The sequence below is a fragment of the Candidatus Sulfotelmatobacter sp. genome (assembly GCA_036500765.1).
Taxonomy (GTDB): domain Bacteria; phylum Acidobacteriota; class Terriglobia; order Terriglobales; family Acidobacteriaceae; genus Sulfotelmatobacter.
Genome location: DASYBM010000011.1, coordinates 65891 through 84923, shown reverse-complemented (window position 1 = coordinate 84923; position 19033 = coordinate 65891). Strand labels below are relative to the sequence as shown.

The following is a 19033-nucleotide window of genomic DNA, read 5'->3' as shown; positions in this document are numbered from 1 at the left end:
ATTGTGGCTTTTAGAAGTCGAAATCAAAACCCGTCAGCAGTTCGGTGGTATTAATGTTGGTGCCCGCGGGGGCGCCGACCAGGAATCCGGTACCTTCCTGATGCAGCCAGTTCCACTCATTGTGCCAGGCAAAGCCGGCCCGGCTCGTCATGAATGGGTTGTACCGGAAGCCGACAGTGTAGGTAGAAAGGTTACCGAAATTCGAAGGTTCAGGCCCGGTGTATCCCGAAGCACCCGTTCCTGTGTAGCCCGCACCTTGGGACTGTCGTGAATTGCGTATGGTTTCATAGCGCCCGATGAAGATGAGCTGTGGGCTGTAGACATAATGAGGCTCAAACAGGACGCCGTTCCACGTTGGAGCCTGCGAGCCAGCCGGCAACGTGCTGCCCACAAGGTTATTCGGGCCGCCGGGATTGTCGATCGGATCGCCGTATCCTTGGCCGAACCAGGCACTATCCCAGCCGTGCTGGGTAACCACTTGCAAATCGACGTGTTGGCCAAAGTAGAACTGGCCAACGAAACCCTCGCGATGGAAACCCTTGTTGCTGAGCCCAGCGCCCGCAAGCGGAGTCCCGCCGGAGGTAAGGTAGTACGTCGACGCCTGCCCGACCATAGCATACGCACCAATTCGATCCACGCCCAGTTTCCCGGTATCAAACGCCTGGCTGACGGTGAAGAAGCCGGTGTAAGCGTTGCCATAGAGGAGACCAACGTTTCCGTCCGTGGAACTAATCAGTGCGGCGGAGTAGCGGGTGCGATCGTCCCATGAGTGGCCCATCAGTTCGGCGCCGAGCTGGTTGTCTCCCATTTGGCCGAAGATATTGCCGTCGCCCACCGGCATGAAGTGATACAGCTGGTAGACGCCGCCATTGCCCGTCAGGGTCAGGATGCGTTTTTCCGAAAGCAGGTTATCGAGTTCAAACTTGCCCAGCTTAATGTTAATCCAGGGACTGCCGAACACATTGTCGAGGCGCGCCATAACCGTCTCGAAGTGAAAAGCGCCGGTGTTGTCAGAAGAGGGCAACAGGAAAAACGAGAAATTCTTTTCCAGTGTGCCGCCGGTATGCAAGTCCAGCCCGCTCAAGTCAAAACCCGAAGTTGTGATGCGCGTTACTCCTGACCCCTGGTCGACTGCAACCTTGTCGGTGCTCACCCGGTGCCAGATTGGCGTCATGCGGAAGGTAACCGGCCAGTAGCCCGGATTCTGCCAGATCGGGGCGTCCCGATCGTTCATGAGTTGATAGCCATTGTCTTTGAATTTCTGGCCGAAATAATTAAGCATGGGCCAGGACTCATGGCAGGCCGAGCAGCGCAAGCCGTATTTCCGGGCAAATGCCGGCAGGGCGCTCGCTTTAGGGCTGCCGCTCAGGACCAGAAAGCCAAGAACAAGAACCGCGATCAGGAATTGCTTCCCCGACAACAACTTTCCACAAAACCCAAATTGTGTTCCTATGCGCATGCCGGACTCCTCAGGCGACGTTTTGTTGAATTGCAATCCTACGCTGCAAAAAAAAACCTGGAGCAACGACGAAAGCGCGCACGCGGAAACCGCTCTTGCATGTGGCTTCCCGAAAAAGGAACAACTCTAAAACCGATTTTTTCAGCAAAAGGTCCTACCACTGTACCGGGGGTGAATCGTACTACGGCCCCGCAATAACTTTCAAGAGGGGGACAAGACATTTTTTTTACAAATATTTTACAACTAGACTTTGCCGCATCTCTTTTTTGGGCGATGCGCTCAAAAGTTCGGCCCGGGGTTGACAGCTCGGACCCCGAGTTGAGACCCTTTGCCAGAGAACATTGTTGTGGCTGACCCGAAAGCTTTGTCCAACCAACTCCGCGGCTCTCGCCAATCAGGCCAAGTATCGATTTTCCTGCCCATCACGATCATTACATTGGTTCTCTCTTTGGTTGCGCTTCCACTCACAGCTCGGGAAAAGGACGCGACTCAATACGGGATGGGTTTGATCGTGAACCTTCCCTTCCCGGAGAGCGAAGTCGATCAGGTTGTACGAGACGTGATTCAGAACGGAATCATTCGAGGAACCAAAGAATACAACAAGGACGAATACATGGACGGCGCCGCTCCGGCGGCCTCGACTCATGTCTTCAAGGAATGGACGGATGGCGGCAAAGTCTTCTACAAAGTGCGCCTGCATGCGATAGACCCTAGAAACTTCAAAGATACCAATGACGTAGGGACATTGGCCGTCCGCTACGTGATTCAGGCTCAGAGCGACAAGAATACGGTCCTGCACATCGACGCCATCTTCGTCGAGGATTTCCGCCATGTATCGCATCCCTCGAATGGCTCGGTCGAGAGCGCGGAGTACAAGGATATTCACGATCGCCTCGACGCCATCGCTGCTATGAAAGCCGAGACCGTAGAAGCGGAGAAAGAAAAGCAGGATCGGATCGCGAAAAATCAGGGTTCCTCGGTTGCGCCTGAAGTTTCGTCATCGTCATCTAAGCCGCCACAAGCTCTCTCTACACCCCAGGGTCCCGCCACCGCGACGAGCGCGGGTTCCGCGGCCAATGCCAGCGCCCAGCCCGGTTCACCGACGCCGCAGACGCTAGGGCAGGCGACTCTCGACCAACATGTTAAAGAACTCCGCCAGCAGGTTGTTCGTTTGATAAAAGCACCCGGAGCTCCACTTAAGTCCGCGCCATTTCACACCGCGAGCACGTTGCAGTCGCTGCCCTCGGGAACGGAGATTCTGATTGTGATTTCGACCCCGTACTGGTTCGGAGTGGAGACTCACGAAGGCCAGCACGGCTGGATCCTGCGCGACGAACTGGAGCAGGCTCCATGATTCTTGAATTGATGATTATTGGATCGACGATTCCTGGATCGATTTTCAGAGCCATGGGCTTGCGAAGCATGAGTTCCCGAGTCAGGGGCATGAGCCGACTAGCAGGATGCGCAGCGCCGGTGATGATCATTGCTCTGCTCGGTTCTCTTGCTGTGCAGGCACAAATGAATCCCAACGAACGTGCTTTCCCGCAGTCCAAGGCGACGGTTGAGAAAGCGTTAAAGGCGATACAGGCGAACCTGTCGGGACGCCTTCCCTCGTTGGAGGGCTTCGCCAGCGCTGGGGAGCATGGTCTCGACCAGTACCAACGCGGCTTCTACCAGGCAACCGTGCAGGTCAGTTCAACTTCCGGGGGTGGATCTTTAGTGCTCGTCAGCGTTAAAGTGACCGCCTGGTATATCGATCCCGTGGCTTCTCACTCGGGTTACCAGTTGTTGACGTCGAATGGCCGGCTTGAAGCCGACTTGCTGGATCAATTGGCGGACCAACTGGCTAAGGTCCCGGTCGAAACTCCCGGCAACGCTGCGATGCCCTCAACTTTGAAACCCTCCGCCAAACCGGCGCCGCCGCCGGAGCCAACGATTTCAGCCCCCGCACGGCAATTTCCGGAAACCGGACGAACATTCCCCTCGTCGGTGAGCCAAGGCCTCGCAAAGCAGGTGGCAGATCAGGAACATCCGGATGGGCAAACTGCGAAACAAACTGAGAAACAAGCAAAAGACGACCAGACCATCAGCGCGTTACGCGCCGAGGCCGACAGCCTCGAGGAGATTCTCAAAAATCAGGGTCATCCCAAGAATCTCGTAGCAGTGAAAAAGTCTGGTACGCCAGTGGTCGGCGCCGCCAGCCTGACCGCAAAGCCACTCTTTCTGGCTAGCCAGCATGACGAATTTGAGATGCTTGACTTCACCGCCGACTGGGTTCATGTACGGATCTCTGGGTTGTCGCGTGGCTGGATCTGGCGCAACAGCGTGGAGATGCCCGATGGCATCCCCGACACGGTGGCTCGTCCCGCGACGGCGCTGGTGCCCGCGGCCGACTTGTTCCATGTGATCCGCGAAGAAACCGCTTCATTCCCGGGAGATTGGGAGCCACTTCGGGGCAAAACGGTCAAAATCGTCTCGGTGCAGAAAATTGACGAGAATGCGGCCGAAGCCGGCCCCAAGGAGCGGCTCGAGTATGCGAAATTTCTTTTCGATAAAAGCTATACGGAAATGTCCCAGAAGCCGCAGGATGGGGATCGCGCCGGCATCGTAGTGATTTTCGATTCCGCCGATGGCGGTATGATCGCCGCCACTTTGAGCGCGCTACAGCAGTGGCGGGCCGGCGCTTTGTCCGATGCGGCCTTCTGGCACAAGTGTTTCTTTGATCCTCCGGAGGCGCTCGATTCCGCGGGTTCCCCGCCAGCCAGTGAATGAGAACGGACCGTCTACTCCGTCATTCGTTCAAATTCTTGTTCGTGATTCGTAACACAAAACACTCTGCTGCATTTTTTTCTCCTGAATCGTGGACAATGCCTTCAACACGGAGGGGGAGAAGGAGTGGCTCCGGACGATTGCCCGAACTGCGGCGGTACCGGATACGTTGCGAAGCCGGTGGACTTGAACGGTAAGTCCGAAGGCGTCGCGTTTATCCGTCTGAAATGTCCCGCCTGCGCGGGTACTGGCCGGAAAAGCACCCTCCCACCTGCGACCGCGGGTTGACCGCACAACCTGCGGTGCTTGCGAAAACGCTCGACCCCGGGCCGTCATTCTTCCCGTCCTACGGTTGACGGTCCGGCTGAGCGTTTCTTGAGCAGCAGCTTCGCCTTTACAGGGTAACCTTCTCGATCCCCCCATTGCGATTCGCTTTTCATGATTTTCGGCGAGCAGGTTTGGGAGAGATGTCGAGCGAACTTCTTCGCGCAGCATGTCGTGGGAGTCCCCTCGGACGACTATGCAATCCCCGCAGCTTTGACCCGACTCCGCCGACGGGGAAGTGAGGCAGTTTCCACGCGATTTCGACCGTTAGCCTTGGCTCGGTAGAGCGCCTTGTCGGCCGCGTGTAGCACCCGATCAGGATCCGATTCTTCCTTGGCGGACGTTGCCACACCAATGCTCACCGTCACACGAAGTGGCGCCGCAGTCTTTTCCTGGGCCAGTTGTCGAATCGCCTGGGCTTTCCTCGTCCGGCCGGTAATGCGTTCATTGCGGCGGTCCGGTCCTCGAGGGTTCTGGCGCCGATCGCCACTTCGCATGCGGAATTCCGAAGCTTCAATCTCTCCACGCAGTTGTTCCAGATGGTCGGCGACTTCGGCGGTCGTTTTTCCCGGAAACAGAATATTGAATTCCTCGCCGCCGCAACGGTAGGCTTGTCCGCCGCCACTCACACGGGCCAGACTGGCCGCGACCAGACCCAACACCTGATCGCCAGTATCGTGACCATAGGTATCGTTGAAGCGCTTGAAGTGGTCGATATCCACCACGGCGATCGAGTATGGGGTCTGCAATCGCAACATCGCATCGTTAAAAGCGCGGCGCGACGGCAGCGTCGTCAGTTCGTCGTGGTAAGCCAGCAGGTATGAGTTCTCGACGATCGAAGCTGCGAGAATACAGACTGCGGCGACCGAATATGCGGCCGAAGCGCGCGGTGTCCAGGCAAAGCGCAGCGACAGAAAAAAAGCCGCCAGCGCCCAAAATAATGCGCCGTCGGCGGGTTTGCGCGTGAGCAAGAAACGCGTCAGCAGAAAGATTCCCGCGGCCGCAAAGCCGAGCACGGCAAATACCGGCAAAGAAATTGCGCCGGCCAGGTGATGCGCTCGCGAGGGCCCAGGCAACCCCTCGGAAGCCCGGGATAGCACGAATACGATTACCGATTGCACGAATAGAAATATTGCGACAGGCGCAATGGCGCCGAGCGTGAAGCCGCTTTCCCGCATCAGCGCAATCAGGAAGAAGTTGAGCGGCACGAGTACGGCGACCGCCTCGAGGACGGTCCATCCCGGCGTACCGGGCCAGACTCGCCCGGCGCCGAGAAGCGCAACCGCCTGTTGCGCCAGGAACAGAACCAACAGTGCGGAGAAGATACGACTGGAATGGAATCTCCAGGCTAGTAGCGTGCCACCGATCAGCGCGCAGTAGTAAAGAAAGCTAAGCGCTGGTAGGGCCAGCGTAAGCCAACCGAAATACAACAGCACTGCGACGCCCAAAAGTAGAACTCCGCCCGGCATCAGCAACAACCTCACCGTCTTCATGCTCCACATTTGCAAAGCAGGACTCCAGTCGAAAACGCTCCCGTTGGAATTATCTCCGGAAAAACGAACAGCGGAATTGGCCGCGAAGGTTCGCGCGCTCGCAAAGCAGGGGGAAAACGCAGCCGATTCCCGCTTTGAAACCCGGCCCCGTTTCTGCACCTACCTACCTTTGTTCGGCCCTGGTTTCCGCTGCACTTGAGCGATTTCTAACTAGACTGAGGCTGTCGGATTAAGGATGGTTCAAAGTATGCGAATACTCATCGCAGAAGATGATGAAGCTCTGGCCCGCTTTGTGCGCCAGGGTCTCGAAGCCGAACACTACGCGGTTGACGTGATGTCGGATGGGGAGCAGGCGCGGGCGGCGGCCATGGAATTCGAGTACGACGTTGTGATTCTTGACTTGAACCTGCCGAAGCTGGACGGGGTCAGCGTGCTCCGCCATTTGCGCTCGAAAAAGCCCAGTATGCCCGTCCTGGTGCTCACCCAGCGAACGCGAGTGGAAGATCGAGTGCAATGCCTCGATACCGGCGCAGATGACTATCTGGCCAAGCCTTTTTCCTTCAGCGAACTTTCTGCCCGGCTGCGCGCTCTGGTCCGGCGCAGTCACCTGCCCTCAGAATCTGTGCTCACCGCGGCCGACCTCAAGTTGGACCGGGTACAGCGCCTGGTGGAGCGTTGCGGGCGCAGGATCGAATTGACCGCGAAAGAATTTTCCCTGCTGGAATACCTGATGCTCAATCTCGGGCGCAGAGTCACCCGTTCCATGATTATTGAACACGTGTGGAATCTTACCTTCGATACCACTACCAACGTGGTCGACGTTTACATCAATTACCTGCGTCGCAAAATTGACGACGGCCACGGGGCGAAGCTGATTCATACGGTGCGGGGCGTAGGCTACGAGTTGAGCGCTCCGTCGCAAGACATGCCCGTCGAGGCTTCCATTTTCAAGAAAAGTTCCGGCCTCGTCGTTTCCGAGCTGAAGAATTCCGACCTAAAAAGTCCCGAGCTAAAAAGCTCCGAGGTCAAGCTGTGAGCAGTGCCGGTCCACAACTTACGCCCGAGTGCGCCGAGGGAACCCTGAACGTCGAAGGGATGCTCAAAAAGAGCCGCAGTCCGTTGGCCCAATTGCTGCATGCTCTGAATCAGCCGCTAACCGGGTTGCAGTGTTCGCTGGAGTTGGCGGTCGCGGGCCCGCGTCCTGCCGACCAGTATCTGCGCACCTTGCGCGAAGGCTTGGAACTCGTCGCGCGCATGCGGATTCTGGTGGAAGCCCTGCGCGAAGTCGCCGACTCCGAGGCCTCGCCGGGAAAAGAACCCGCGCCCTTACTGCTGGACGCACTGCTACAGGAAACCGTGGATGACCTGCTGCCGGTCGCCAAGAACGGCAACGTGCACATCTCGCTGGTAAGATCCGGACCGCTTCCGGTACGAGCCGATCGGGGCGCGCTGGCGGCGCTGACTTTTCGCTGGCTCGAATGCGCGCTGAGCCTGGCTCGCGAGGGCAGCGATCTCCACGTCGTGGCCGTTCCGGAATCGGAATACGCTCGTCTGGCGATTTCCTTTACTCCCGGGCCGCCCCCCGAGCATTCCCCTTTTTCGCGGCGCGAGTTGGGGATGATGATCGCCCGCGCGGGCTGGGAGCGGGCCGGCGCGGTTTGGGCCGATACCCTGGCCGACTCAACTCGGACCTGCACCGTCCAGCTTCCGCTGGCTTCCCCGATTCTCGGACTACAGTCCTGCGGATTTGGAGACCCGAAATGAGCGCCCTGCCCAGCATGCCGATCTTGACCCAGTCCGGCGGAGCGCTGATTGCCAGCCCGGACAGCGCTCTGCGCCGAGCGGTGCTGCACCGACTGAATGGCCGATGCCGGCCGGTGCACCAGGCTCTGGGCGGCGCCGACGCTCTCGCTCAGCTGGAGAAGGGGAATTGGCAGGTGCTCTTTCTCGACCGGCGTCTTCCCGATCTCGACGCCGAGGAGCTGATCGCCATCATCCGGCAGCGGTTCCCGGGAATCCAGGTCGTGATGCTCAACTCCGACAGCGCGTGTTTCCCGGAAGAAAATGCAGACCAGGACGGAAACCCCATCGCAGAGAATCTCACTATGGCGGGTGACGCGCATGGGGCGTTACGCCTGATCCAGGCGAAGGAGATCCAGACGAAGGAGCCCCCGCCGCGGGGGTTCTTGGAGGCTGCCGCGATTCAGCCTCGGCAGATCCAGCCTCTGCCGCAGATGATTGGCAGCAGCGAAGCCATGCAGCGCGTCTACCGCATGGTCCGCCTGGTTGCACCCCGCATGACCACGGTCCTGATTGCCGGCCCCACGGGCACCGGCAAAGAGCTGGTCGCCCGGGCGTTGCACGCGCTCAGCCCGCGCTCGTCCAAGCCGCTGGTAATCGTGAATTGTGCCGCCATCCCGGAATCCCTGCTGGAGTCCGAGCTGTTCGGCTACGCCCGGGGGGCGTTCACGGGCGCAATGCAGTCCCAGCTTGGACGGATTCCCGCCGCTCACGGCGGAACGCTGTTCCTGGACGAAGTCAGCGAGCTCGCCTTGGGGATGCAAGCCAAGCTGCTGCGTTTTCTGGAGCAGAAAGAAATTCAGCGCCTCGGGAGCTCCGAAGTTACGCGCGTCGATGTGCGGGTTTTGGCCGCCAGCAATGTGGACCTGGCCGGGCGAGCCGCGCGCGGCGAATTTCGACAGGATCTTTTCTACCGTCTGTCGGCGTTTCCCATCGAATTGCCGGCGCTGGCCGAGCGTCGCGGCGATATTGTGGCGCTCGCGGAGCACTTTCTGGCGTGCATGTCAGCGGCCCTCGATATGCCCACGCCCCATTTGAGTGAAGATGCCATGCACGCACTGGTCGCGCACCCCTGGCGAGGCAACGTGCGCGAGCTTCAGCATGTCATGGAGCGGGCATCGATTCTGGTGGAGAATGGCGAAACCATTACCTCCCAGCATCTTTATTTCGCGGATTCACATCCGTCAGCGCCGCCCCAACTCTGAATTTTGCGTTTCTAAGCTGCGCCCGCTCATGCTGATGATTTCAACTTCGGCATCTGAGAGAAATCTTAGGCACCCCAACCCCGAGTTGGCACGCCCCGTGCACTTCTTGCCTGCGACTATGACATCCTTGCCTATGCCGAATGGTTGGACAGGGCCCGATTTCGCGGCCCTGCCTTCCGGCCTGTCTGAATCTGCTATCGGCAATTCCCGTCTCGGCCATCAAGACATCGAGGACGAGGAGTTCCTGTTGCGCGCCTTTCGTTCTTTCGCCGCAGCGGCCGGCTCGCTGGAGCAGTCCTACGGGATGTTGCGGACCGAAGTCGAACGCCTGCGCCGTGAACTGGAGAGCCGCAATGCCGATCTCGAGCAAGCCCAGGCAAAACTGCGCCGGGAGCAGGCGTTGGCCGAAGTCTCCGCCGTCCTGGCCCATGAAATCCGCAACCCCCTGGGCAGCCTGGAACTGTTTGCCGGATTGCTCGCGGACGCCGATCTCGATAGCGATTGCCGGAACTGGGTCGGGCATGTGCAAGCCGGGCTGCGTACACTGTCCGCCACCGTAAATAACGTGTTGCACTTCCACAGCCTCCCCGAACCCGAGCGCGGTCCGGTCGATCTCGGGCAGCTTCTGATCTGGGCTCGCGATTTTTTCCTGCCGTTGGCGCGCCAGTCGCGCGTCGCCATCAGCGTGCAGAACCGGGTTTCGGGGGTCTTGTTGTCGGCAGATCGCCATCGCCTCGAACAGGTATTGCTCAATCTGGTGCTCAATGCTCTGCGCGCCATGCCAGGAGGCGGCTGGGTCGAACTGGGCGGGCGCACGATCCAGAATGGCGACGCGGTGATGCTGGTGGTCACCGACACCGGTCCGGGAATTTCGGCCGAAGACGTGCCCATCATTTTCGAGGCAGGCTTCAGCAGGCGCTCCGGTAGCCCTGGTCTCGGACTCACCGTATGCCGCAAGATCGTCGAGCAGCATGGCGGAACGATCGCTGTCGGCAGCCGTCCCGGTGCGGGCGCGACCTTCACCTTGATCTTCCCGCTGGTAGGGCCGCTGGTGGCTGGGGCCGCGGAAGGAGTCGCCGAATGAATCCGATACTGAAAAGTAGGGTTTTGGTGGTGGATGATGACGTCAGCATGCGAGCCGCACTCGAAGCCCGTTTTCTGCGCCGGGGATGGCAGGTCGAGACCGCAGCTTGCGCCGAGGAAGCGCTGGAACGCTTTCGCCGGGGAATGCACCCCCTGATTGTGACCGACATTCGTATGCCGCGCCGTCGGGCCGGATCGCTTTTCGAAAGCGAGCTACTGAAAGGCGCGTTAAGCGAAAGCGAATCAACCAAAGACGAACTAGCCGAAAAAGACGGACTGTTGGTGTTGCGTTCGGCGCGGGCCCTGGCGCCGCACACGGCGGTGATTCTGCTGACCGCGTTTGCCAGCGTTCCCGGCGCCGTCGCCGCCATGAAAGACGGCGCCTGCGATTACTTGGTCAAGCCGGTGGCCTTCGAGCATCTGGAGCAGGCGGCCGAGCGGATCCTGGCGCAAGCTCGCATTCAGGCCGACGCCACGAGAGACTTGGCCGGGCATGCCCCCTCCTGGTTGCGCGCCCTCGAGCGCGCCCGCCAAGCGGCGGCGAGCACCGCCGATATCCTGATTGAAGCCGAGAGTGGCACCGGCAAAGAGCTAGTCGCGCGCCTCATCCATCGGCTGAGTCCCCGCCGCGACCGTCCATTTGTCGCCGTCAACTGCGCGGCTTTCCCCGAGACGCTGCTGGAAAGCGAACTCTTCGGCCACGCCAAGGGCGCATTCACCGGAGCCATCAATGCCCGGCCGGGCAAATTCGAGCAGGCGAACGGAGGAACGCTGCTGCTCGACGAAGTCGGCGAGATGCCGCTCAGCCTGCAACCCAAGCTGCTGCGCGCGCTGCAAGAACGTGAATTCGACCGCCTCGGCGATACCCGCACCATCCACGTCGACCTGCGCGTCGTTGCTACCACCAATTGCGCTCTCGCGCAGATGGTGCGCGAGGGCAAGTTCCGCGCCGATCTTTATTACCGGCTCAACGTCATTCCCCTGACTCTGCCGCCCTTGCGCGAGCGCCCCGGAGATGTGGGTGAGCTGGCCGAATTCTTCGTGCAGCTCTACGCTCCTTCCGGCAAGTCCGTACGCCTGACCTCCGAGTTCCTCGCGCAACTCGAAGCCCACTCGTGGCCGGGCAATGTCCGCGAGCTGGCGAATTGCCTGCGCCGGGTCGTAGCCCTGACCACTGAATCCGAAATCGGCGCGAATGCGCTTGAGGGCTCAGAGTGGATTTCCGCGGCGTCGAAAGCGCCAATGGACACTTCCTGTCTTCGCCCCGGAATCTCTCTGGGCGAGATGGAGCGCAAGCTGGTCGAAATCACCCTGGAAGCCACCGGCGGCAACCGCTCTCGCGCGGCGGAATTGTTGGGAGTGAGCCTGCGCACGGTGCGCAATAAAGTTCGCAGCTACGGCCTGCCCAGCTGCGGCAGCTATGCGCACGATTGAGGATTGCGCCTAGGAGGAAAACATGAGTCAAAGTATGACCGACACTTCGATGACGAAAGCCCTGGGCCGCTTCCTCGATGTGGACGTGGCTCGCTACAAGCTGATCGCAATCAATCTCGCCAACATCGACACGCCCGGCTATAAAACCCGCGACTTGGATTTTCGCTCGGAATTGCAGCGTGCCGCGGATCCCGATTCAGGATTGGAGGGCGCGCAACTCGTCTCAAATTCCATCCCCCACCAGATTCCCGGTCGTCAGATTCGCGGCCTCATGGAAAGGCCCGACGGCAACAACGTCAGCGTCGAACGCGAGACCCTGCTGCTGGCCGAGGCGCAAATGAAGTACAACCTGGGCGTCCAACTGTTGAAAGACGAGTTCCACACCATATCCCTGGCTATCAATTCCGGAGGCACTTCATCATGAACCTATTTGGCATGCTCGAAGTCAGCGGCTCGGCGCTCGGGGCGGAGCGCTGGCGGGCCGAAGTGGTTTCCGCCAACATGGCGAACGCCGAAACCACGCGCACCCCGCAAGGCGGCGCCTACCATCGCCAACTGGTCGTCTTTCGAGGCCGGCCGCTGTCGCGATTCCCCTTGCTTCTGGCCTCGTTACATCCAGCGCACGTAATTCCCGCTGGGGTAAGCGTCGACCGCATCGTCGCCGATACTTCCCCCCTGCCGCGGCGTTACGAGCCCGGACATCCCGACGCCGACGCCGCGGGATATGTCACCTATCCCAACGTGAACCCGGTCATGGAGATGACTGACCTGCTGGGGGCGGTACGGGCCTACCAGCTGAACGCCGCCGCCGTGCAGGCGGCTAAGAACATGATCCAGCAATCGCTGCAAATTTTGAGTTGAGATTCGACTCCTCGGCAATTTCGCTTCGCCGAAATGTGATTCAAGGAACTTCGGTTCCGTGAGCTTCGCTTCGACGACTTCGCTTCGATGAGCTTCACTTCGATAACAAGGCACGAGGAAAACCTATGAACGCACCGATCTCTTCCCTGCGCATCCTTCCCGCCGAAACCGGCACGGCTTCGCTGAATCCCGCGACCGCGCCGGAAGCGGGTTTTCGGGAGGTTCTCGGCAGCGCCATCGACGACATCCAGCAACTGGAAGGACAAGCGCAAGCGAAAGTCGCCGGAGTGATCGAGGGCAACGGCGCCGACGTGCACAGCGCGATGATTGCAGTCGAACGAGCCGACCTGAGCTTTCAGCTGATGATGCAGGTGCGCAACAAGATCGTGTCGGCCTATCAGGAAATCTCGCGTATGCAGTTCTAGAGTTCTGCGACGCATTCTGAATCTTGAAAGTGCGAGTAATTGAAATGGCCAACAGCGCAGCCCCACCCAAAAGCGCAGCTTCTGGAAACGATGCGCTGGAGCGCCTGGGACAATTCTTCCGCGGGCTGACCGTGAACCAGCGCCTGCTGTTGGTTGGCGGCGCCGCTCTGGTCGGCGGTACGCTGTGGATTTTCGTGACCCTGCTGGGACAGCCGAAATATGTCACTCTCTATTCGGGACTGCGCTCCGAGGAGGCGCAGAATCTCGCCAGCCGCCTGGCGGCGAAGAACATTCCACATCAGGTCTCGCCCGACGGCGGAACTCTGCTGGTCCCCGAAGACAAACTGGACGCCGCCCGCCTTGAGACCGCGGCCGCCGGATTGCCTCGTAGCGCCCGCCTCGGCTTTGAGCTATTCGATACCCCGAACTGGGCCGGCTCGGACTTCACCGAGAAGGTGAATTACCAGCGCGCCCTCGAGGGCGAACTGGAGCGCACCCTCGCCACCCTAAGCGAAGTGGAAGCAGTCCGCGTGCACCTGGTGATGCCGCAGGAATCCCTTTTCACCGAACAGCAGCACGACGCCAAAGCCGCGGTGATCCTGAAGACGCGCGGCGGTCGCCTCTCCGAACAAGCGCAGCAGGCCATTCCGCAACTGGTCGCCAGCGCCGTCGACCGCCTGCGTCCCGAGAATGTGACCGTGGTCGATGCCGACAGCAACACCCCGCTGCTGCATACTCGCGACGGCATCGGCGGCCGCGCCTACGGCCTCGACGAGGAGTTGGCCAAGACGCTGGTTCACACCCTTGAACCAGTTGTCGGAGCCGACCATGTGCGCGCCAGCGTACACGTGGAATACGAGCTGGGCACGAGTGAAGACACGCAGGAAACCTTCGATCCGAAGGCCACTGCGACGCTGACCCAGGAACATTCCGAGGAAAATTCCATCGGCGGCGCGCCCGCCGGAGTGCCAGGCACGGCCAGCAACGTGCCTGCGGCGGCAGCGCCGGCGGGCACGGCAACGATCGCTGGCGCTAACGGGGGTCCCAATGCCGGGCCTGGCAGCCTTCTGACTTCGGATCGTCTGAGTCCCGATCGTCTAAGTACCGATCGTCTAAGTACCGATCAATCGAACTCAAAATCCGATGCCACGACGTTTGCGGTGAGCAAAGTCGTTCATCACAGCGTCGAACCTCCCGGGCGAGTCCATCGCATCGCCGCCGCGGTGCTGGTGGACGATGCGGTCGAAACCACCGAACAGGCCGGCAAACGCATCTCCACTCGCCGCAAACGCACCGTCGACGAGATGAAGCAGATCGAACAACTGGCTCAGGCTGCGATCGGCGTAAACCCGCAGCGCGGTGACGTTTTGGCGGTCGAGAATTTGTCGTTCCAGGAAGTTCCCCTGGAATCCGCGCCCGCGCCGCCCGCGAAGGTCGAACACTGGCGGCTTTTGATCGAGCCTTGGGCTTGGGCACTGCGCTACCTCGGACTCGCGGCGTTGTTTCTGGTCATCTATTCGCTGGTTCTGCGGCCGGTAAAGAGGCAGGCTCTCGCCGCTTTCCGTGAATTGCCGGGCCGCGTGACCGCAGGCCTTGCGCCGCAAGTTGGCGCGGCGGCCGGCGGAGCGGCGCTCGGGGCCTCCGGCGCCGTCGAAGAAGGTGGAAAGCGCGCCAGTCATCTGAAGCGCCTGCTCACAGAAAAAGTGAAGGCCGAACCCGAAGCGGCCAGCCGTCTGGTCCAGGGCTGGGTCCAGGAAGAGGAAAAGCGTTGACCGCTCCGTCCAGTGCGATGTCGGCCATCTCCTCGCCGGGCGTGCGTAAGGCCGCGATTCTGCTGGTGATGCTCGGCGAGGAGGCCGCCAGCCAGATCTATCGCCATCTGCGGCCGGCGGAGGTCGAGCAGATCAGCGAGGGCATCGCCGGACTTCGCGCCGTCGACGCCGAGACTGCGTTGAAAGTCCTGGAGGAATTTGAACGCCTCGTCATGGCCGGGGACTACCTGGCGCAGGGTGGACAAGACTATGCCAACAAGCTGCTGGTAAAGGCTTTTGGCGAGGAAGGCGCGAAGCAATTAATCCAGCAGGTATCGTTGTCGGCGGAGATCAACGCCGGCCAACTCGATTCCCTGCGTAAAGCCGATCCGCAGCAACTGGCACAGTTCATCGAAGGCGAGCATCCGCAGACCATCGCCCTGATCCTCGGCCATCTCGAAGCCAAACAGGCTTCCACGTTGCTCATGCGTCTGCCCGAAGAGTTGCGCTCGGATGCGATCCGACGGCTAGCCCAGTTGCGGCAGTTTTCGCCGGAGATGGCGCAGCGCGTCTCCATCGTTTTGAACAAACGCCTGGAGGCTCTCGGGGAACAGAGCCGGCGCGCTTATGCTGGGTTGCGCGGCGTCGCCGATGTCATGAACCGGCTCGACATCGCCGTCGCGAAAACTATTCTCGAAGGCATCGAGAAGGACGATCCCAAGCTGGCGCTCTCGATTCGCAACCTGATGTTCACCTTTGAAGATCTGCTGACCGTGCCTGAAACCGGCATTCGCGAGTTGCTGGGACAAATCGACAAGAAGACTTTAGCCACGGCGTTGCGCGGCGCTTCCGAAGAATTAAAGAGTTACATTTTTAAATCGATGTCTTCCCGCGCCGTTGAAATGCTCAAGGAAGATATGGACGTTCTCGGCCCGGTGAAATCGCGCGAGATTCAAAAGGCCCAGCTGGAAGCCGTCGCGGTGGCGAGGAAACTGGAAGCGGAAGGCAAGCTAACGCTGAGTCCGGAGGCCGACGATGAGTTCGTCGCCTAGCCCGGCGCTGCTCGCGCCAACCATGCCCGAACTGGAAGCGTTTCCTTATGACTCGATTCCCCTCGGAGCGACTTCCGCCGGCACGGCTCCGGACGGCGCCGACCTCGCCGCCCGCGAAGCCGAAATTCGCGCCCGCGCGCGGCAAGAGGAGCAGGCCGAAGCCGGCAAAATATTTGAAGAACGCCTGGGACGCGAACGGGCCAGCCTCGCGGCCGCTCTGGCGCAGTTTACCCGCGACCGCGGCGCCTACTTTCAGAAGATCGAAGCTGAGGTGGTGCAACTGGCGCTGAGCATTGCGGGCAAGATTCTGCATCGCGAAGCTCAGCTCGATCCCTTGCTGCTGGCCGGAATCGTGCGCGTGGCGCTCGAAAAAATCGATGGAGCAACCGGGGTCACATTGCGCATCCATCCGCAGGACTCGGCGGAGTGGCGGCGCTATCTCTCGACCCACCTCGATCCGGCCGATCTGCCGCAGATCGTCGAGGATCCGGCGCAAGCGCCCGACAGCTGCGTGCTAGAGACTTCAATGGGTACCGCGGTAGTCGGCATCGAAGTGCAGCTCAAAGAAATCGAACAGGGACTGATGGACTTACTGGCGGCCCGTCCCGGAGCCTGTTCATGACTACTGACATGTCCCTCGCTCCCTTCCAAGCCCGGCTCGATGCTTGTTCCGCGCTGCGCTGGCAGGGGCGGGTCACGCAAGTCATTGGGCCGTTAGTCGAGTCGGAGGGTCCATTCGGTTCGGTCGGGGAAATTTGTCACATCCACTCCGCGAACGGGCGCGTGCTTCCCGGCGAAATTGTCGGCTTCCGCGGATCGACCGTACTCTCGATGCCGCTCGACCTGCCGCGCGGCGTACGCCGTGGCGACCGGGTCGTCACTTGGGGCGAACCTGCCACGCTACGTGTGGGCGAAGAAATGCTGGGCCGCGTGCTGGACGGCCGCGGCCAGCCGCTCGATTCTCTCGGGCCTTATCGCGCCCGGGAGTATCGCGCGCTGGACGGCGCGGCGCCATTGCCGCTCGAGCGGCATTCGATTCGCGAACCCATCAGCTGCGGCATCCGCGCCGTCGACGCGTTCCTGACCTGCGGCCGCGGCCAACGCGTCGGCATCTTCGGCGGCAGCGGCGTAGGCAAAAGCACGCTGATCGGCATGATGGCCCGCAACACCGGTGCCGATCTCACCGTCCTCGGGCTGGTCGGCGAGCGCGGACGCGAAGTGCGCGACTTCCTCGAAAATTCTTTGGGAGAAGAAGGACGCAAGCGCGCCGTGGTTATCGTCTCGACTTCGGACCAATCTCCTTTACTGCGCATCCGCGCCGCGCTGGCCGCGACCGCCGTCGCCGAACATTTTTGTGCGCAAAGCAAAAACGTCCTGCTCGTCGTCGACTCCCTGACCCGCCTGGCCATGGCTCAGCGCGAAATTGGATTAGCCGCCGGCGAGCCCCCCACCGCTAAAGGCTACACTCCCTCCTGCTTTGCCATGCTGGCCCGGCTCATCGAGCGTGCCGGAAAGTTCGGCGCAGGAAGCATCACCGCCTTCTACACCGTTCTGATGGAAGGCGACGATGAGCAGGATCCGCTCGTCGATGGAGCGCGCGCCCTGCTCGATGGTCACGTTATGCTCGACCGCAAGCTCGCGGTGCGCAGCCACTACCCGCCGATAGCGGTGCTCGACAGCGTGAGCCGCTTGATGTCGGCGGTCTGCTCACCAGCTCATCTCCAGAAGGCGCATGAGTTGCGCCGGCTGCTGGCCGCGTACACCGCCTCCGAAGATTTGATTCGCATTGGCGCCTATCAGAAAGGGACAGATCCCACGCTGGACAAAGCATTGACGCTGATTCCCGAACTGCATCGCTTCCTCATGCAGAAGCCGGGAGAAACCGTCTCTCTGCCCGACAGCGTAGCCAGGCTGCTGGCTCTACCCAGCTAAGAGCGGGGAACTCTACGAAGTTTAGGATTTTACGAGTTGAGAGCTTACGAGTTACGATCATGCCCTTTCATTTTTCACTGCAGGCGGTATTTCACTTCCGGCAGAGCATCGAGCATCAGCAGGAGTTGCGTCTGCGCGCGGCCAATCAGCAAGTCGCGAAAGTACGGCACCTGGTCGATCTGATCGACTCGCGGATCCGGCAAATTCATATTCGCGAATCGCAGGAACTGGGCGCCGGCACCACCTCGGCCGAAATGCGCTTTGCCCTTGTCGGGGTGGCAACCCTTCTCCAGCAGCGTCAGGAGGCCGAGCGCGAACTCCTACGCTGGCAAAATCTGAGAGACCAGCAGCAGAAGATTTTCCAGCAAGCGCGGCGCGAGCGCGAAACTATCGAAAGTCTCCGCAATCGGCAGTTGCGCGAATACGAGCGCAACGCGGCGCGGCGAGAACAGCGGCAACTCGACGAGCTTTTTCTTTCCCGGCAAGTTCTTTTGCGGCAAGCCGCCTTGCGCCGTGGCTAGAATCTGCCGGGCCTGGGCAGCCCTTGCCCAGAGCGCAAGCCTGGACTCGTCCCCAGCCTCCATCGGCACAATCCCGAATCACTTGATTCCATTGCCGCTCCTCGTTTCGTCGGCCATCGCTCGACGCTTTCTCAGGTTGGTGCGTGAGATGCATCCTTCTCGACGGAGTTCACACACCAACTCCAATTCGCCTCGTGACCATCGCCATCCAACCCGTCGCCGCCAACAGCGCCGTACCGGCCTGGGCTTCCGGCCTGCCGGGCGCGCCCGGTCCAACTCAAAGCTCGCAGACATTTGCCGTCATATACGCTGCCCAGCTCTCGGCGCGACAACCTGCCCCGGCCGCAGAGCCTGCCAGGACCAATTCCTCCATCCCCAGTATTACCGGTCTGCCGAATCGAGGCGTCAAGCCAGCTTCGGCGAACTCACGCGGCGCCAGGGTTCCGGAAGAGAATCCTCCGCTGGTTTCATCGCCGGTCAGCTCCGGCTCCGTTGTGCCAGTCCCGGCACTTACGCCCATTGCAATAACTCCAACGCTGGATTTATCGCAGGCGCCGGCTCAACAACTCTCCTCGCCTATGCGGGGCAACGTCGACGGAGATGGCCTCGCTATCAACCCATCCGACCAGAGCTTGGAAGGAACCTTCCCAAGTTCGCCTGCGGTCTTTTCGGCAACCGGACCGGCAGCAAAGCCAGCTTCGATTCCAGCGTCTCCGAATAGCGCATTGCCTGCGTCTGCCAACCCGTATCCGTCGAGCGCGGCGACGAAATTTCCCGACGAGGTGCTTACCAGCGACTTGCCAGGATCGCCAGCAATCCTGGGATCGCCCGCACTTGAAAATGTCATGCCCACCACGCCTGAGCTTGCCCCCACTAAGACATCCGCGATTTCTCCGGCCATTGCGCCCCTTTCAGAACCAGGGA

General features: G+C 60.6%; 19 protein-coding genes. 15 read left to right on the top strand and 4 right to left on the bottom strand.

Annotated elements, in window-relative coordinates; translation table 11 throughout:
- Window positions 1-10: 10 nt before the first annotated feature.
- Complete coding sequence (locus tag VGM18_13915) at window positions 11-1459, bottom strand: hypothetical protein (GenBank protein HEY3974099.1); 1449 nt, start codon at window positions 1457-1459, stop codon at window positions 11-13.
- 346 nt (window positions 1460-1805) lie between these two features.
- Between VGM18_13915 and VGM18_13910 the strand changes: the two genes are divergently transcribed.
- Window positions 1806-2813 carry a hypothetical protein gene (locus VGM18_13910; GenBank protein HEY3974098.1) on the top strand — a complete coding sequence of 336 codons (1008 nt, stop codon included), beginning with the start codon at window positions 1806-1808 and terminating at the stop codon, window positions 2811-2813.
- An 89-nt stretch (window positions 2814-2902) separates the two neighbouring features.
- Window positions 2903-4231, top strand: a complete 1329-nt coding sequence (locus tag VGM18_13905; protein ID HEY3974097.1) for a hypothetical protein — start codon at window positions 2903-2905, stop codon at window positions 4229-4231.
- A 515-nt stretch (window positions 4232-4746) separates the two neighbouring features.
- On the opposite strand, the gene VGM18_13900 is transcribed toward VGM18_13905, so the two are convergent.
- Window positions 4747-6045, bottom strand: a complete 1299-nt coding sequence (locus VGM18_13900; GenBank protein HEY3974096.1) for a GGDEF domain-containing protein — start codon at window positions 6043-6045, stop codon at window positions 4747-4749.
- A 247-nt stretch (window positions 6046-6292) separates the two neighbouring features.
- On the opposite strand from VGM18_13900, the gene VGM18_13895 reads away from it, so the two are divergent.
- From VGM18_13895 to fliJ, 13 genes are all read left to right on the top strand, one after another.
- Entirely contained in the window at window positions 6293-7081 is a 789-nt protein-coding gene (locus tag VGM18_13895) for a response regulator transcription factor (GenBank protein ID HEY3974095.1), read from the top strand.
- A complete protein-coding gene (locus VGM18_13890) occupies window positions 7078-7809 on the top strand; it encodes a hypothetical protein (protein HEY3974094.1) in 732 nt (243 codons plus the stop codon). Before VGM18_13895 ends, VGM18_13890 begins: the two co-directional genes overlap by 4 nt.
- Window positions 7806-9050, top strand: coding sequence for a sigma-54 dependent transcriptional regulator (locus VGM18_13885; protein ID HEY3974093.1), 1245 nt, complete (start codon window positions 7806-7808; stop codon window positions 9048-9050). Before VGM18_13890 ends, VGM18_13885 begins: the two co-directional genes overlap by 4 nt.
- Window positions 9051-9183: 133 nt before the next feature.
- Complete coding sequence (locus VGM18_13880) at window positions 9184-10134, top strand: HAMP domain-containing sensor histidine kinase (protein ID HEY3974092.1); 951 nt, start codon at window positions 9184-9186, stop codon at window positions 10132-10134.
- A complete protein-coding gene (locus tag VGM18_13875) occupies window positions 10131-11567 on the top strand; it encodes a sigma-54 dependent transcriptional regulator (protein HEY3974091.1) in 1437 nt (478 codons plus the stop codon). The genes VGM18_13880 and VGM18_13875 overlap by 4 nt, the downstream gene beginning before the upstream one ends.
- 22 nt (window positions 11568-11589) lie before the next feature.
- The gene (gene flgB, locus VGM18_13870) at window positions 11590-11991 is read left to right on the top strand and encodes a flagellar basal body rod protein FlgB (GenBank protein ID HEY3974090.1); all 402 of its coding nucleotides are present in this window, start codon (window positions 11590-11592) and stop codon (window positions 11989-11991) included.
- The gene (gene flgC, locus VGM18_13865; GenBank protein HEY3974089.1) at window positions 11988-12428 is read left to right on the top strand and encodes a flagellar basal body rod protein FlgC; all 441 of its coding nucleotides are present in this window, start codon (window positions 11988-11990) and stop codon (window positions 12426-12428) included. Before flgB ends, flgC begins: the two co-directional genes overlap by 4 nt.
- A gap of 125 nt (window positions 12429-12553) precedes the next feature.
- The gene (fliE, locus tag VGM18_13860) at window positions 12554-12853 is read left to right on the top strand and encodes a flagellar hook-basal body complex protein FliE (GenBank protein HEY3974088.1); all 300 of its coding nucleotides are present in this window, start codon (window positions 12554-12556) and stop codon (window positions 12851-12853) included.
- Window positions 12854-12897: 44 nt separating this feature from the next.
- A complete protein-coding gene (fliF, locus tag VGM18_13855) occupies window positions 12898-14625 on the top strand; it encodes a flagellar basal-body MS-ring/collar protein FliF (GenBank protein ID HEY3974087.1) in 1728 nt (575 codons plus the stop codon).
- Entirely contained in the window at window positions 14622-15656 is a 1035-nt protein-coding gene (gene fliG, locus VGM18_13850) for a flagellar motor switch protein FliG (GenBank protein HEY3974086.1), read from the top strand. Before fliF ends, fliG begins: the two co-directional genes overlap by 4 nt.
- Window positions 15640-16278, top strand: a complete 639-nt coding sequence (locus VGM18_13845; protein ID HEY3974085.1) for a FliH/SctL family protein — start codon at window positions 15640-15642, stop codon at window positions 16276-16278. Before fliG ends, VGM18_13845 begins: the two co-directional genes overlap by 17 nt.
- Entirely contained in the window at window positions 16275-17588 is a 1314-nt protein-coding gene (locus VGM18_13840) for a FliI/YscN family ATPase (GenBank protein HEY3974084.1), read from the top strand. The genes VGM18_13845 and VGM18_13840 overlap by 4 nt, the downstream gene beginning before the upstream one ends.
- A 59-nt stretch (window positions 17589-17647) precedes the next feature.
- Window positions 17648-18109, top strand: a complete 462-nt coding sequence (gene fliJ, locus VGM18_13835) for a flagellar export protein FliJ (GenBank protein ID HEY3974083.1) — start codon at window positions 17648-17650, stop codon at window positions 18107-18109.
- Between the two features lie 277 nt (window positions 18110-18386).
- On the opposite strand, the gene VGM18_13830 is transcribed toward fliJ, so the two are convergent.
- A complete protein-coding gene (locus VGM18_13830) occupies window positions 18387-18629 on the bottom strand; it encodes a hypothetical protein (protein HEY3974082.1) in 243 nt (80 codons plus the stop codon).
- 39 nt (window positions 18630-18668) lie between these two features.
- On the bottom strand, window positions 18669-19010 hold the full coding sequence (locus tag VGM18_13825; GenBank protein HEY3974081.1) for a hypothetical protein: 342 nt from the start codon (window positions 19008-19010) through the stop codon (window positions 18669-18671).
- Between the last annotated feature and the right edge of the window lie 23 nt (window positions 19011-19033).